Here is a 15,116-nt window from a genome sequence, read left to right on the forward strand (position 1 = left end):
GGTCACCGTAGACCGGCGCGCCCGCGAGGCGTCAAATGGTGCGGAGGAACGGTGAAGGACCGGAGGTGTTTCGCCTTCGAAGGGAACGCGTCGCGAGGCGTTCCGTCCGCGGCGGGAACGCCTCGCGAGCTGTTTCGTGGCCGCTCACGAGCTGTTACGTGACCGGAGGGAACGCCTCTTCGTGGCCGGAGGGAACGCCTCGCGCCGTCGGGTCTCCCCTCAGCCGCCGGGTCCGACCACCAGCGCCTCGGCCTCGATCCTGCCGCCGTGCCGGAAGGTCAGCACGAACGGCACCGTCTCCCCCACCTTCAGGGGCCCGCGGGTGCACACCATGATGTCCAGGCCGCGCGGCGACATGATGAGCCCCTCGCCGGCCGGGACAGCGGCGGACCGCACCCCGCGCATGGTGGCGGCGCCCCGGCCCGTGGGCACGGTGCGGCTGAGCATCACGTCGTCGAAGACCGGGGAGTCCACCGACGTCAGCCGGTCGTCGGAGCCGCCGGAGTTGGCGATCGGGAAGAACGCGACGGTCTCCTCGGTGGCGCCGACCGGCACGAAGACGGAGCCGCGGGCCACCGTCACACGGGCCGGGCTGCCCGCGGCCCCGGAGCCGGTCCACGCCGTGAGCCCGCCCAGCGCCAGGGCGCACGCGGCGACGGGCGCGAGCCCGGCGAGCAGTCCGTCGCGCAGTCCGCGGCGGGTCGGCCGCCAGGGGTGTGCCTCGCTCATCGTGCTGTCGCTCATCGCGCTCTCACTCATCGCGTTCCTCCTCGCCCGGCGCCGCGCGCCGGCCGTCTCGGTGCCGGGCCGCGCGGGGGCCGCCAGGTGCGCAGCCGCAGGCTGTTGCCGACCACCAGCAGGGAGCTGGCCGACATGGCCGCCGCGGCGACCATCGGGTTCAGCAGGCCCACCGCGGCGAGCGGCACGGTGACGGCGTTGTAGCCGAAGGCCCACAGGAGGTTGGCGCGGATCGTGGCCAGGGTGCGCCGGGCGAGCCGGACCGCGTCCGCGACGGCCTCGATGTCGCCGCGGACCAGCGTCACGTCGGCGGCCCCGATGGCCACGTCGGTGCCGCCGCCCATGGCGATGCCCAGGTCGGCGCCGGCCAGCGCCGCCGCGTCGTTCACGCCGTCGCCGATGACCGCGACCCGGTGGCCCCGCGCCCGCAACTCCCGTACCAGGGACGCCTTTTCCTCCGGTGTGCAGCGGGCGTGCACCTCGTCGATGCCCAGCCCTGCGGCGACGGCGCGGGCGGTCGCTTCGCGGTCGCCGGTGGCGAGGACGGGGCGCACGCCGAGCCGCCGCAGCCGGTCCACGGCGCGGTAGCTGCCGGGCCGCACCGGGTCGCCGACCGCGAGGAGGGCCTGGGGCACGCCGTCCACCCGGAGCAGGACCGGGGTGTGCGCGGCGTTCTCGGCCTCCGTCAGCGCGCGGGCCAGCGGTCCGGTCAACTCGTCGCCGGCCGCCCGGACTTCGACGTGGTGGCCGTCGACCTCGCCCACCACTCCCAGTCCCGCCGTCGCGGTGAAGGCACGCACCGCGGGCAGCTCGCGTCCGGGCAGCGCACCCTCGGGCAGCGTCCTCTTCGCGTACGTGGTGATCGCGCGGCCCAGCGGGTGTTCCGAGCCCTGCTCGACGGCCCCGGCGAGCCGCAGCGCGGCCTCCTTGCCGATGCCGTCGGGCGCGGCGGTGACCGCGGCGACGCTCATGTGCCCCGAGGTCAGGGTGCCGGTCTTGTCCAGGACGACGGTGTCGACGTGACGCAGGGTCTCGAGCGCCCGTGGGCCGCCGACCAGGACGCCGAGTTGCGCGCCGCGGCCGGTGGCGGCCATCAGGGCGGTGGGCGTGGCGAGGCCGAGGGCGCACGGGCAGGCGACGACGAGGACGGCCACGCAGGCGGTGACGGCAGCCTGCGGGTCGGCGCCGGCCCCGAGCCAGAAGCCGAGCACCGTCGCCGCGAGGGCGAGGACGACCGGCACGAACACGCCCGCCACCGCGTCCGCGAGCCGCTGCGCCCGCGCCTTGCCCGCCTGCGCGTCGGCCACCAGGCGGGCGATGCGGGCGAGCCGGGTCCGGTCGCCGACGGCCGTGGCCCGCACGAGGAGGAGCCCGCCCGCGTTGACGGCCCCACCCATCGCCTCGGATCCGGGCCCGACCTCGACGGGTTCGCTCTCGCCGGTGACCAGCGACAGGTCGACGGCGGAGCTGCCCTCGACGACCACGCCGTCGGTGGCGACGCGCTCGCCGGGACGTACGACGAAGGTCTGGCCGACCCGCAACTGCCCGATGGGGACGAGGCGTTCGGCACCACCCTCGCGTACGGCGACGTCCTTCACGGTGAGCCCGGCGAGGGAGCGCAACGCCGCTCCGGTGCCGTGCCGGGCGCGTGCCTCCAGGAGCCGCCCGGTGAGGACGAACAGCGGTACGCCGACGGCCGCTTCGAGGTAGACGTGCGCGACACCGTCACCGCCCGTGGGCAGCAGGCTGAACGGCATCGTCATGCCGGGCACGCCCGTGCCGCCGAGGAAGAGCGCGTACGCCGACCAGCCGAAGGACGCCGCGACGCCCAGCGAGACCAGGGTGTCCATGGTGGCGGCCGCGTGCCGGAGCCCGCGCAGCGCGCGCACATGGAACGACCAGGCACTCCACGTGGCGACCGGCGCGGCGAGCGCGAAACACAGCCACTGCCAGTTGCGGAACTGCCACGCGGGCACCATGGACAGGACGAGCACGGTCAGCGCGAGCAGGGCGGTGACCAGCAGCCTTCGGCGTTCGAGGGCGTCCTGCGGCGACTCGCCCCCGCCCGGCCCGGACCCCGGCGCGTGCTCCGGTTTCCCCGCCCGCCCTGGTTCTGGTTCCGCTTCTGGTTCCGGTGCGGGAGGCGCCGGCAGTTCCGCCGTGTAGCCGGCCTGCCGGACGGCGGCGACGAGGGCCTCGGGCAGGACGTCCGGCGGATGGCTCACCCGGGCGAGTCCGGTCGCGAGGTTGACCGTGGCGCTCACGCCGTCCAGCCTGCCGAGCCGCTTCTCGACCCGCTTCACGCAGGCCGCGCAGGTCATGCCGCCGACGGCCACATCGGTGGTCACGACGGCGTCCGCCGCTCCGGCGCCCATCAGTGACCGCCCCCGTGCATGTCCCCCATGCCCCCGTCCCCGTTCTCGTCCCCGTCACCGTCTCCGCCGCCGTCGCCGTCGCCGTCCCCGCCGGTGGTCGTCGCGGGCCCATGCATGCCGGGCGCGACCGGTCCGGCGGCACTGCCCACGGCGTACGACACGGTGAAGAGCAGCACCAGCAGCACGAGGAAGCCGCAGAGCGCGGGGGGCGGCACATATCTCGGTCGTCGCTGCTCGGCCATCCACCGCTCCCGGAACGCACGAAGACACGGACCGGCCGGCCCGCGCCGCATCAGAAGTCGGACGGGAACGGTCCCGAGTTCCCGCGCGATCAGGAGTGGCCAGATCCTTGCGCCCCCTGGCCATCTGGCCACTCGTTGCGCATGGGGCGGCCGACGCACGATCGGGGCATGAAGATTCTCTGGGTATTCGCACATCCGGAACGCCGCTCGCTGGCCGGCTCCCTGATGGCCGAGGGGCTTGGCACGCTCGACTCACTCGGGCACGAGCACCGCACCTCCGATCTGTACGGCATGGGATGGAAGGCGGTGGTGGACGCCGACGACTTCGGCGGCGCGTCGGACGAACGGCTCTTCGTCGGTCCGGAGCAGGAACGCGCGTACAAGGAGCGGGCGTTGAGCGAGGACATCCGCCGGGAGCAGGAGAAGCTGGCGTGGGCCGACACGGTGGTCTTCCAGTTCCCGCTCTGGTGGTTCGGGCCGCCCGCGATCCTCAAGGGCTGGTTCGACCGCGTACTGGTCCAGGGCTTCGGCTTCGGCATCAAGGGCCCCGACGGCCGGACCCTGCGGTACGGGGACGGCGGCCTGGCCGGAAAGCGCGCCCTGATCGTCACGTCGGTCGGTGCCCGCCCGTCCGGCTTCGGGCCGCGCGGCATCCACGGCCAGTTGGAGCAGGTACTGTTCCCGCTGCTGCACGGCACGTTCTGGTACACCGGCATGGCTGCGCTGCCGCCGTTCGCGGTGTACGGCGCCGACCGGCTCACGGCCGCGGGGTTCGAGCGGAGCGCGGCGGAGCTGCGCGAGCGACTGCGCACCCTGCCCACGACCGAGCCGCTGCCCTTCCACCACGAGAACGGCGGCGCCTACGACGAGGACCTGGTGCTGCGCCCCGAACTCGCCCCGGGCCAAACGGGGTTGGGCGTGCACGGCGGGTCGGGCACCGACGGTTCCCGCCCGGTGCCGGGCGCCGACGGGTTCCGCCATGCCCACGCGGCTCCGTCCGGCGCCGCCCGGCAGGACGCCCTCAGCGCACCGAACCGATCCTGATCTCGACCACGGCGCCCTCGCCCCGCAGGACCGGCGCCTTTGGGCCCTCGTGCCGTACGCAGTCGAGGCGGCCGAGCGCGGTCTCCCCTCCGCCCGGCCCGACGAGGGCGATTCCGTCGGTGGCGGCCACGATCAGGAGCGTCTCGTCGGCCGCGCACGCCACCTCCGAGCCCGGTGCGGCGGGCAGCGGGACGACCCGTACGGCTGCCGTCGCCCGGCCCCTGCGGGTCATCACGTTCGCGTTGCGCACCGGGCCCGCGGCCAGCCGGCAGTCCGTCGCCGCGTCGCCGGGGAAGGCGAAGGGGCCGAGCGGCCCGACCTTCCGCTCCGTCCCGTCCACGGTCAGCACCATGCCCGCGCCCTCGACCACGGTGATCACACGGTCGACCCCCGGGAAGGAGGAGAACGACCCTTCGGCGGCCACGTCCGCGACGCTGACCCGCCAGTCGAAGCCGTCCGCGGGCTCCCCGGAGGCCGGCCCGTGGTCCGTGGGTGTCCGTTGCGCGGGCGTCTCCCGCAGGACGCCCGACGCGACCTCCCGTGTCGTACCGCCGCCGTTCTTCCACGGCACGCTGCGGAACCCGTCCCAGCGCAGCACGTCCACACCCATGCGGTGCCGCCTCCCTCTTCCTTGCCCGGCCGGGCGCCCGTGGCCCGTGAAGCCCCGTGACCCGTCGACCTCAGCGTACGAGGCGACGGGTCGGGGTCGGGTCGGACGGGGACCGTGGCTAGTGCTCCACGTACGACTCCCGGCGCACCGGTTCCGACGCGGCGGAGGGCAGCACGGGCGTGGGGCCGCCCTCGCTCAGGCCGAACCTGCGGTGGAACGCGCGCAGGAAGCCCGGCGCGTACCAGGCCGAGCGGCCGAGCAGCCGCATCGCGGCGGGGACGAGGATGCCGCGGACGGCGATCGCGTCGATGAGGATGGCCAGGCCGCTGCCGAGGCCGAACAGCTGCATGAAGCTGATCTCGGCCGCGCCGAAGGCGAAGAAGCTGACCGCGATGAGGACGGCCGCGGCGCTGACGATGCGTCCGGTGTGGCCGAGGCCGCCCGCCACGGCGGACTCGTTGTCCTCGCCCTGTTCGTGGAGTTCCTTGATGCGGCTGGTGACGAACACCTCGTAGTCCATCGAGAGGCCGAAGGCGACGCAGAACATCAGCACGGTCATCGACGTCTCCATGGGCTGCGGCGTGAAGCCCAGCAGGCCGGAGAGGTGGCCGTCCTGGAAGATCCAGGTCATGACGCCGATGGTGGCGCCGAGACTGATCGCGTTGAGGACCAGCGCCCGCAGCGGCTGCACGACGCTGCCGGTGAAGAGGAAGAGCAGCAGGAACGTGGTGACGGCGATCAGGCCGACGGCGAGCGGGAGCCGGCCGCCGATGGAGTCGCCCGAGTCGACCAGTTCGGCGTCGCCGCCGCCCACCAACGGGTGGGTTCCGGCGGGCGGTTCGGCCGCCCTGACCTTCGCGACCAGGTCCTTGGCGGCGTCCGACTTGGGCGTCAGGGTGCTCACGACGTTCAGCTGCTGTGCGGCGGGGTGGGCAAGTGTCTCGTTGCCGGGCCCGGCCGGAATTGCCCGCCCGTCGGTGTGGACGCCGGCGCCGGTCTCGACGCGGGCGACGCCCGGGAGTCCGGAGAGTCCGGCCGCGTACCGGGCCAGCGGGGCCGGGGCCACCGGCGCGTCGATGACGACGTGCAGGGCGGCCGCGTCGTTGCCGTGGAAGTTCTCCCGCAGCGTCACCGAGACCTGGCGGCTCTCGGCGTCCTCGGGCAGCACGCGTTCGTCGGCCGAGCCGAAGGTGATGCCGAGCAGCGGTCCTGCCGCGAGGAGCAGCACCGCGAGCACGGGCAGCGCGGTGAGCGCGGGCCTGCGCATGACGGTCCGGGCCAGCCGCCCCCACACGGAGGGCCGGGACGGGGCGCGGCCCGGCTTCACCCAGGGCATCCGCCCGCTGTTGACCCGGTGGCCCAGGACGGTGAGCAGGGCCGGCATCACGAACAGGGTGGCGAGGGCCGCGATGACGACGACGCCGACCCCGGAGTAGCCGAAGGAGCGGAGGAAGTACTGCGGGAAGACCATGAGCGCGGCGAGTGCGGCCGCCACGGTCGCCGCGGAGAACGCCACCGTGCGGCCCGCGGTGCTCATCGTCGTACGGACGGCGTTCTCGACGCTCGCCCCCGCCGCGAGCTGCTCGCGGAACCGGCTGATCATCAACAGGGCGTAGTCGACGCCGAGTCCGAGGCCGAGCGCGGTGGTCAGGTTGACGGCGAAGATGGAGACGTCGGTGAAGCTGCCGACGACGTAGAGCTCGGCGAACACCCCGGCGATGGCGATGAGCGCGGTGGCCAGGGGCAGCAGCGCGGAGACCACGGTGCCGAAGACGACGAGGAGCAGCAGGAGGATCAGGGGCACGGCGATGGACTCGGCGAGGACGAGGTCCTTCTCGGTCTGCGGCCCCATCTCGTGGCTGACGCCCGCGCTGCCGCCCGCCTGGACGGTGAGCGCGCCCCGGTACGGTCCCGCGTAGCGGTCGATGACCTCCTCGGCGTTGTCCTGCTGCTCCGCGTCGTGGCCCTTCACGCGGGCGAGGACGAGGGCTTCGCGGCCGTCCTTGGAACGGAGGTCGGGGCTCTTCGTGTCCCAGTACGAGACCACGTTGGTCAGGCCCTCCTCCTTCTTGAGGTCGGCCGCCAGGGCCCGGCCGCCGTCCCGGGCCGCCGGGGCGTCGATGCGGCCCTCGGCGGCGCGGACCAGCAGCACGAGGTTCGTCTCCCCGCCGAACTTCTCGTCGATGACGTTCCTGGCCCGGGAGGACTCGGAGGCCGGGTCGTCGAAGCCGCCGCCCAGGAGCTTCCCGAACGCGCCGGCGCCCAGGGCGCCCATGAGGACCACCACGACCGCGGCGACCACAAGTACCAGCCGGGACCGCCGAATTGCCAGCTCCGCCATTCGTTCGAACACGCCGTCGCTCCTTGGGAGTTGAGGTAGGGGGTCTGCGGTGAAGGGCAAGGGATGCGGCCGCGCTCCGTGTCGCCGTGACCGAAGTTAGCGGGGTACAACTTGATTTGGCAGTGTTAGATTTTCTTCACGGGTTCATCGATTTCCCCGCCGGTGGCGGGCCGACGGCCGTACCGTCGCCTCATGTCCACCGACCGAGTCCCGTCCGCCGACCGAGCCCCCACCCGGCCGTCCCTGCGCGAGCGGCGCCGCGCCGTCGCCGTCCAGGAGATCGTGGGCGCCGCCGAGTCCCACATCGTCGAGCACGGACCGCACGCGCTCTCGCTGCGCGCGGTGGCCCGTGACCTCGGCATGACCGTGCAGGCGCTCTACCACTACTTCCCGAGCCGCGACGACCTCGTCACCGCGCTGGTCACCAAGGCGTACGACGACCTGGCGGACGCCGTGCAGGCCGCCACCGCCGCCGTGCCGCACACCCCGGAGCTGCCGGGGATGGTCGTCGCGGCCGAGGGCTACCGCCGCTGGGCCATCGACCACCCCGAACGGTTCCAACTCCTGTACGGGGCACCGCTGCGCCACTACCACGCGCCCGTCGACGGCCCCACCACGGAGGCGAACCGCCGGATGAGCGCGGTTTTCGAACGGGAGCTGTTCCGTGGCTTCACGCGGGACCAGCTGGCCGGGGCCGACGTGCGTTCGCTCTCGCCGGAGTTCCTGGAGCACCTGGCGCAGATGGCGCCCGCGGGCGGCGCGGCGCTGCCGCCCGCCGCGACCGCCCTGATGCTGAGCGTGTGGGGGTACGTGCACGGCATGGTCGCCCTGGAGGTGTTCGGGCACACCGGGTTCCTCGGCGCCCACCAGGCGGAGCTCTACCGCATGGCGATGCGCAACCTGCTCGCCGACACCCACCGCCGCATCCCCGCGGGGACGGCCTGAACACCCCCGCCCCGGGACACCGCGCCCTCGCCGACCGGCCCGCGGGCGAGGACAGTGGACGAGCACGCGTCCACCGCCCTCTCGCCGAAGGACAGGACACGCATGGCGGACCACCTTCCCACCGTCGGCCCCACCATCGGCCCCACCGTCGGCGTCGAGGAGGAGTACTTCCTCGTCGACGCCGCGCAGCGCACCGTCGCCGCGGCAGCCTCCCGGGTCCTGCCGCGCCTGAAGCCCGTGGTCGGCGACCTGGCGACGGGCGAGGCCTCCCAGTACCAGGTGGAGGGCAAGACACCGCCCTGCACGACGCTCGGCGAGCTCGAACAGGCGCTGCGGCGGGTGCGGGCGGCGGTCGCCTCCGCCGCGGCCGCCGAGGGCCTGCGCCCCGTCGCCTCCGCCACACCGCTGCTCGGGATGCGGGCCCCGGTCCCGCTCAACACCGACCCGCACTACCGCGCGCAGGTCGACACCTTCCGGTCCCTGTACGACACGTTCGCCTTCTGCGCCCTGCACGTGCACGTCGAGGTCCCCGACCGGGACCACGCCGTCCTGGTCGGCAACCATCTGCGGCCGTGGCTGCCCACCCTCGTGGCGCTGTCGGCGAACTCGCCCTTCTGGGAGGAGCGCGACAGCGGTTACTGCAGCTGGCGGACGCTGGGCGCCACGCGCTGGCCCGTCGCGGGTCCGCCGCCGTACTTCTCGTCGGCCGCCCACTACGACGCGCTCGCCGCCTCCCTCCAGGTGGCCGGCGCGACCCTCGGCGAGCGCTCGCTGTACTGGGACGTACGTCCCTGCGCGCACCTGCCCACCGTGGAGATCAGGGCGATGGACGTCACCACGGGCGTCGCGGAGGCGGCGGTACTCGCCGTGCTGGTACGGGCGTTGGTGGTGCGGGCCCTGGAACGGGTGCGCCGCGGCGACCCGGGCCCGGCCGTGGACGACTCCCTGCTGCGCGCCGCGTACTGGCGCTGCGCACGCGACGGCCTGACCGGACACGGCCTCGATCCGCAGACGGGCCGGCTCGTGCCCACCCGGCACCAGGTCCGCCGGCTCTTCGCGTATGCCAGGCCCGCCCTCGCACCGGACGACGAACTCCCGTACGTCATCGCGGTGTTGCGGCAGTTGCTCGCGCACGGCGGCGGCGCCGAGCGGCAGCGCTCGGCGCACGCGCGCACCGGCGGCCTGCACGGCGTCGTCGACGACCTGGCCGACCGCACCGCCGCACGCCCGGAGGCGGGGGCCCCGTCCGCCGCGCTCGGGGTGCGGGGCGGGGCGGAGTGAGGCGCCCGGCGGTCACCCCGTCGAGCCGAACCTCAGCGTCCGATAGACCGCGACCTGGCCCGCGGCACCGGGCCCGCCGGCCGCTCGACCGGTGAGCTCCGCGCACGCCTGCGCCGCCGCGGTGACCCGGCGCGTGCACGAGGGGCCCGTGGCGTCGACGAGCACCCCCAGCGTCGTACCGCTGTGCCCGACCGCCACGCCGAGCCCCCCGACCTCACGGCAGATCTCCCGCATGGGCTCCAACAACGCCTTGTGCCGCAGCCGTTGGTTCATCAGGGCACTGCGCGTGGCGATCCGGCCGACCTCGACGAGGTCCTGGTGGCGCACGGCGCGGTCCAGCCGGTCGAGCAGGTCGGCGTAGGCGCGCCGGTCGGCCTGCGTGAACGGCTTGGGGATGCGGTTGAAGTCCACGGTGTCCACCGAGCCGCCCTCGTCGACGCCGATGACCGCCATGGGGGGCAGCGAACCGAGGACGGCGCGCAGCCGGACGCTGCGATGGTGGAAGGCGACGATCGCCGGATAGAGCACGCCGTCGGTGGGTTCGATACGGGACAGCAGCCGTTCGATCCTGGCCGGCGGCATGGGGACGCCGAGGGCCCGGCCGACCGCTCGCGCGGTGGCGACGAGGTCGGCGGAGGAGCTGGCGAGCCCCTTGCCCTCCGGGATCACGCTGTTGACGGTGAGGAGCCCGCCCGCGACTGCGGCGCCACCCCTCTCAGCCGAGCAACTACGGTCGTACGGCGCCGAATCGACGATCATGCGGGCCAGCCGGAGCGCCTTCGTCTTGCCGGCCGGCCGGACCTCGATCCCGCCCGACGCGGACCCCGGCCGGTACGTGGCCATCGTCCACCGCGCGACGGGCAGCGTCACGAGGAAGTCGCCGTCCTCCTCGGGCAGCACGCCCTGGAGCAGCTCGCCGAACGTGCCGAAGGCGGTCCCGACGCCCACCCTCGGCGGCACGCCTTCTCGTGACAGGTCTTCTTCTCGTGACAGGCCTCCGTCCCGCGACAGGCCCCCGTCCCACGGCGGCGCTCCCTCTCGCGGCGGGCGAGGCCGGGCGGCCCCGGCCTCCTGGATCAGCTTCACGCGACTCCCCTCGACGTCGCGGTGCGCACGGACGCGGCACCGCGTGGCCATCAGTGCGCCGAGACTACCCGCTCTTGACAATCATTTTCATCTAGTGTGATGCTCTCGACGTTCCCGGGGGCCGCCCGCCCAGCTGCCCAGCCGTCCGCGCGGCCCCCGGCGCCCCTCCCAGCCCACACGTCCCTACGGGGGAGCTCAGCCATGCACGCACACATCGCCGAAGCGGTGAAAAGACCCGATCTGATATCCCTCGCACCGGATCTGACCTGCCTCCGGTTCGAGACCATGAAGATCTACTCCGCCCTCGGCGCCGTCCGGCACCTGCTCGACACGGGCGCCGTCAGGCCCGGCGACACCCTCGTCGACAGTTCGAGCGGCATCTACGCCCAGGCCCTCGCGCTCGCCTGTCACCGCCACGGCATGAAGTGCCACATCGTGGGCTCCACCACCGTGGACCGCGCCACGCGGGTGCAGCTGGAGATCCTCGGCGCCACGTTGGAGCAGGTCGCGCCCTCCCAAGACCTGCGCCTGGACCAGGAGTTGCGCGTCAAGCGCATCGCCGAGATCCTCGCGGACCACCCCTCGTACCACTGGATGCGGCAGTACCACGACGACATCCACTACTACGGGTACCGCGAGGTCGCCGAGGAGATCGACCAGGAGCTGCCCGCCGGGCCGCTCGCGCTGGTCGGCGGGGTCGGTTCGGGCGCGTCGACCGGGGCCGTCGCCACGTATCTGCGCGCGGCGGGCCGTGACGTGTCGCTCGTCGGCGTGCAGCCGTTCGGCAGCGTCACCTTCGGCGCGGCACACGTCGCCGACCCGGACATGATCATCGCCGGGATCGGCAGCGCCATCGAGTTCCGCAACGTCCGGCACGAGCTGTACGACCGCGTGCACTGGGTGAACTTCGACAGCGCCCTCTCCGGAGCCGTCGCCCTGCTGCGCACCACCGGCATCTTCGCCGGCCTCTCGACGGGTGCCGCCCATCTGAGCGCGCTGTGGGAGCGGACCAGGGATACCTCGCGCCACTACGTCTTCATCGCCGCCGACACCGGCCACCGCTACGTGGAGAGCGCCTACGTACACCACGAACAGGCCCCGGACATCGATGGGTTGAAGCCGCACGAGATCACCTCGCTCGACGAGCTGCGCCACCCCTGGTCCACGACGGCCTGGCCGCCCGCCGCCACCTCCTGAGCACCGAGCCCGTCCCCGTTTCCCGGAAAGAACTCTCATGCCGCATCCCACACCCCACACCGTCGCGGAGCTCACCGACGCCGTCCTGTCGGGCGCGCACGGCCCCGACCCCGCCGGCCTCACCGTCACCAGCGCGTTCTGGCTCTACAACACCACCCGCCTCGCCGACGGCGACGTCATGTACCACAACCACTATCTGCTGCTCCGCGTCGGCGACGCCTTCGGGGCCTGCTCGTTCGAGGTGGGTGAACTCGCCCCGGAATTCTGCGAGAACGCCTCGGGGCACTCCCTCGACAAGCTCCTGCGGGACGAGTCCGCGGTCGTACGCACCGCCGCCCTCGACGCGTACCTCGCCCGGGTGCGCCCGCACCGCGAAGCCGCCGAACTCGGCGCAGCCGAGCGCGTGTTGCTGCCCGCCGGTACGCCCGAGGTGCGCGCGGCGGCCCGTGACGCCTCCGTCGCCGGGCTGCTCGACATCGGACCCGGCGCCCGGGTCGCCCTGATCGGCGTGGTCAACCCGCTCGTCGCCGCGATACGGGAGCGGGGCGGCGTCTGTCTGCCCTGCGACCTGAACCTGCGTACGACCGCGTGGGGCGAGCCCGTCACCGACGACATGACGGAGGTCCTCGCCTCCGCCGACGTCGTGGTCGCCACCGGAATGACGCTCAGCAACGGCACGTTCGACCTGATCCTGCGCCACTGCGTCACCCATGGCGTGCCGCTGGTCGTCTACGCGCAGAGCGGCAGCGCCGTCGCCCGCGCCTTCCTCGGCGCGGGCGTCACCGGGCTGAACGCGGAGCCGTTCACCTTCTCCCAGTTCAGCGCCGACCCCACGCCGATGTACCGGTACCGGGCCGCCCTCGCGAGCGGGGTGACCGCGTGAGCGTCGACACCACCAAGGACACCGGCGGCCCGTCGCCCGACGCCGCCGACGAGGCCGTGCCGGGCGACCTGCGGATGGCCCGCGCGCTGTGGCCGGTGCTGCTGGCCTCGGCCGTCGGACTGCTGCCGTTCACCGTCTTCAGCACGTATCTCGTGCCCATCGCCGACGAGGCGGGCAGCGGCGTCGCCGCGATGGGCGGGCTGCGCGGCCTCGGCGGTCTCGCCGCGCTCCTCGTGGGCACCGCGCTCGCCCCGCTCATCGACCGGGTGCCTCGGGAGTGGGCGGCGGCGGGCGCGCTCACCGCGCTGGCCGCGGCGGCCGCGCTCGGCGCCGCCGGCGACTTCACCCTGCTCGCCGTGTTCTGTCTGCTGGTCGGGGCCGGCACCTCGGTGCTCAATCCGGCGCTGACCGCCGCGGCCGCCGACCGCTTCGGCGCGGGCCGGGCGGCCGGGCGTGCGGCGACCCTGGTCACCGCCGTCCAGTCGATGACCGCGATGCTCGCCGCGCCGGTCATCGCGCTGCCCGCGCTCTTCTGGGGCTGGCAGGGCGACCTATGGGGCGTGACCGCGGTGTCGCTGCTGCTCGCCGCCGTCTTCGTGGGCCGTAGCAGGAAGACGGGGGCCGTACGGGAGGCCGGCGGCGGTCAACGCCTCGGCTATGTCGCCTCGTTCAGGGCCCTGGGCGCCGTGCGCGGTGTCGTTCCGCTCCTGGTGATCGCGCTCCTGCGCACCGCGGTGTTCATGGGGTACCTCTCGTATCTCGCGGCGTTCTACGAGGAGCGCTTCGAGCTGAGCGCCGGGCTCTTCACCTTCGTGTGGACGCTCAGCGGCGCCTCGTTCTTCGTCAGCAACCTCCTCACCGGGCGGCTCACCAACGCCGACCGGCCGCGTGTCGGCACCGAACGGCTGCTGGCCCTCGGCCTGTTGGCCGCCCTGGTCTCCGTCGTGGGCTTCTACTTCACGCACTGGCTGCCGCTGGCGCTCGCCCTCACCGCACTGCATGCCGCGAGCCATGCCGTCGTCGCGGCCTGTGTGGTCAGCCTCATCGTGCGGCGCTGCGGGCCGGAGCTGCGCGGTGCCGCGCTGAGCGTCAACGCGGCCGGCATGAGCCTCGGTGTCTTCGTCGGCGCCGCACTCGGCGGCGCGGGGCTCGGGATCGCCGGATATCCGGGCGTGGCCGCCGTGTTCGGCACCCTGGTCGTCCTCGCGGGCGGCGCCGCGGCGCTCGTCCTGCGGGCGGGACCGGCACGGCCCTGGGCGGCGGGGCCCTCATGACCGCGACCGTCGAGACACCCGTCGGGCCCGCCGCGCCCCGCCCCACGCTGCGGGAACGCCTCGCCTCCCCCAGAGCGCTCGCCCTCACCTGCCTCGTCCTCTTCCTGGTCCTGGCCGCCTCGGTCGTGGTGGCGATCGGGCTCGGCGCGGCGGTGGTCACGCCCGGGGACACCGCACGCTATCTGTGGGCGGCGCTCACCGGCGGCCGGATCGGCGCCGACGAGACGACGACGTACCAGATCGTCTGGCAGATCCGGACGCCGCGCGTACTGCTCGCGGCGCTGGTGGGGGCCGGGCTCAGCGCGGTCGGCGCGGCCATCCAGGCGATGGTGCGCAACGCCCTCGCCGACCCGTTCGTGCTCGGCGTCTCGTCGGGGGCGTCGGTGGGCGCGGTCGGCGTGACGGTCACCGGTGGCCTCGCCGCCCTCGGGGTGTACGCGGTGTCGGCGGGCGCCTTCGTCGGCGCGCTGGTCGCGTCCTTCCTCGTGTACGCGGCCGCCAGTGACCGCGGCGCGCTCTCGCCGCTGCGCCTGGTCCTCACGGGGGTCGCGATGTCCCTCGGCTTCCAGGCCCTGATGAGCGTGATCATCTACTTCGCGCCGGACACCGAGGCGACCGGCATGGTCCTGTACTGGACGATGGGCGGTTTCGGGGCCGCCGGATGGGGAGCGCTGCCCGTCGTCTCCGCCGTCGTCCTGACCGGTCTCGTCCTGCTGCACCGGCGCGCCAGGGCCCTCGACGTGCTGGCGCTCGGCGACGAGACCGCGGCGAGCCTCGGCGTCGGCGCCGACCGGCACCGCAGGTCGCTGCTCGTCCTGGTCTCGCTGATCACCGGGGTGATGGTCGCGGTCAGTGGCGCCATCAGCTTCGTGGGACTCGTCATGCCGCATCTGGTGCGGATGGTCGTCGGGGCCGGGCACGCCCGGGTGCTCGCCGTCGCGCCCCTGGCCGGCGCGGTGTTCATGGTCTGGGTCGATCTGCTGTCCCGGACGGTGGTCGCGCCCCGGGAACTGCCGCTCGGCGCCATCACCGCGCTCGTCGGCGTCCCGGTGTTCATCACCCTGATGCGCCGCAAGGGCCATGTCGTCGGGGGGCGTTGA

13 protein-coding genes are annotated in these 15,116 nt (G+C 73.8%); 7 read left to right on the forward strand and 6 right to left on the reverse strand.

The window, feature by feature from the left end; translation table 11 throughout:
* Positions 1–219: 219 nt before the first annotated feature.
* Genes ACFYO9_RS09980 through ACFYO9_RS09990 form a run of 3 tightly spaced genes read right to left on the reverse strand, consistent with a single transcriptional unit; the run spans position 220 to position 3,355 of the window.
* On the reverse strand, positions 220–759 hold the full coding sequence (locus tag ACFYO9_RS09980; RefSeq protein ID WP_358776880.1) for a copper chaperone PCu(A)C: 540 nt from the start codon (positions 757–759) through the stop codon (positions 220–222).
* The gene (locus ACFYO9_RS09985) at positions 756–3,113 is read right to left on the reverse strand and encodes a heavy metal translocating P-type ATPase (protein WP_358776881.1); all 2,358 of its coding nucleotides are present in this window, start codon (positions 3,111–3,113) and stop codon (positions 756–758) included. The genes ACFYO9_RS09980 and ACFYO9_RS09985 overlap by 4 nt, the downstream gene beginning before the upstream one ends.
* Positions 3,113–3,355, reverse strand: coding sequence for a hypothetical protein (locus ACFYO9_RS09990; RefSeq protein ID WP_358776882.1), 243 nt, complete (start codon positions 3,353–3,355; stop codon positions 3,113–3,115). The genes ACFYO9_RS09985 and ACFYO9_RS09990 overlap by 1 nt, the downstream gene beginning before the upstream one ends.
* Positions 3,356–3,523: 168 nt before the next feature.
* Between ACFYO9_RS09990 and ACFYO9_RS09995 the strand changes: the two genes are divergently transcribed.
* The gene (locus ACFYO9_RS09995) at positions 3,524–4,399 is read left to right on the forward strand and encodes an NAD(P)H-dependent oxidoreductase (protein ID WP_358776883.1); all 876 of its coding nucleotides are present in this window, start codon (positions 3,524–3,526) and stop codon (positions 4,397–4,399) included.
* On the opposite strand, the gene ACFYO9_RS10000 is transcribed toward ACFYO9_RS09995, so the two are convergent.
* Together ACFYO9_RS10000 and ACFYO9_RS10005 are read right to left on the reverse strand one after the other, a co-directional pair.
* On the reverse strand, positions 4,377–5,009 hold the full coding sequence (locus ACFYO9_RS10000) for a HutD family protein (protein ID WP_358776884.1): 633 nt from the start codon (positions 5,007–5,009) through the stop codon (positions 4,377–4,379). The two genes, ACFYO9_RS09995 and ACFYO9_RS10000, sit on opposite strands and share 23 nt — an antisense overlap.
* 118 nt (positions 5,010–5,127) lie before the next feature.
* Entirely contained in the window at positions 5,128–7,362 is a 2,235-nt protein-coding gene (locus ACFYO9_RS10005; RefSeq protein ID WP_355815881.1) for an MMPL family transporter, read from the reverse strand.
* Between the two features lie 180 nt (positions 7,363–7,542).
* Between ACFYO9_RS10005 and ACFYO9_RS10010 the strand changes: the two genes are divergently transcribed.
* Both ACFYO9_RS10010 and ACFYO9_RS10015 read left to right on the forward strand, forming a co-directional pair.
* Positions 7,543–8,295 (forward strand): TetR/AcrR family transcriptional regulator, encoded by a 753-nt coding sequence (locus ACFYO9_RS10010; protein ID WP_358776885.1) that lies wholly within the window; start codon positions 7,543–7,545, stop codon positions 8,293–8,295.
* Positions 8,296–8,397: 102 nt separating this feature from the next.
* A complete protein-coding gene (locus ACFYO9_RS10015; RefSeq protein WP_358776886.1) occupies positions 8,398–9,576 on the forward strand; it encodes a glutamate--cysteine ligase in 1,179 nt (392 codons plus the stop codon).
* Positions 9,577–9,588: 12 nt separating this feature from the next.
* Here the strand turns inward: ACFYO9_RS10015 and ACFYO9_RS10020 are convergent, their stop codons facing one another.
* Positions 9,589–10,536 (reverse strand): kinase, encoded by a 948-nt coding sequence (locus ACFYO9_RS10020; protein WP_358776887.1) that lies wholly within the window; start codon positions 10,534–10,536, stop codon positions 9,589–9,591.
* Between the two features lie 327 nt (positions 10,537–10,863).
* Here ACFYO9_RS10020 and ACFYO9_RS10025 point away from each other — a divergent pair, with 327 nt between their 5' ends.
* Genes ACFYO9_RS10025 through ACFYO9_RS10040 form a run of 4 tightly spaced genes read left to right on the forward strand, consistent with a single transcriptional unit; the run spans position 10,864 to position 15,116 of the window.
* Positions 10,864–11,859, forward strand: a complete 996-nt coding sequence (locus ACFYO9_RS10025; protein ID WP_358776888.1) for a pyridoxal-phosphate dependent enzyme — start codon at positions 10,864–10,866, stop codon at positions 11,857–11,859.
* A 37-nt stretch (positions 11,860–11,896) separates the two neighbouring features.
* The gene (locus ACFYO9_RS10030) at positions 11,897–12,742 is read left to right on the forward strand and encodes a Rossmann-like domain-containing protein (protein WP_358776889.1); all 846 of its coding nucleotides are present in this window, start codon (positions 11,897–11,899) and stop codon (positions 12,740–12,742) included.
* Complete coding sequence (locus ACFYO9_RS10035; protein ID WP_358776890.1) at positions 12,739–14,016, forward strand: MFS transporter; 1,278 nt, start codon at positions 12,739–12,741, stop codon at positions 14,014–14,016. Before ACFYO9_RS10030 ends, ACFYO9_RS10035 begins: the two co-directional genes overlap by 4 nt.
* On the forward strand, positions 14,013–15,116 hold the full coding sequence (locus ACFYO9_RS10040; protein ID WP_358776891.1) for an iron ABC transporter permease: 1,104 nt from the start codon (positions 14,013–14,015) through the stop codon (positions 15,114–15,116). Before ACFYO9_RS10035 ends, ACFYO9_RS10040 begins: the two co-directional genes overlap by 4 nt.

It is taken from the genome of Streptomyces sp. NPDC005863 (genome assembly GCF_042871345.1).
Classification (GTDB): Bacteria; Actinomycetota; Actinomycetes; order Streptomycetales; family Streptomycetaceae; genus Streptomyces.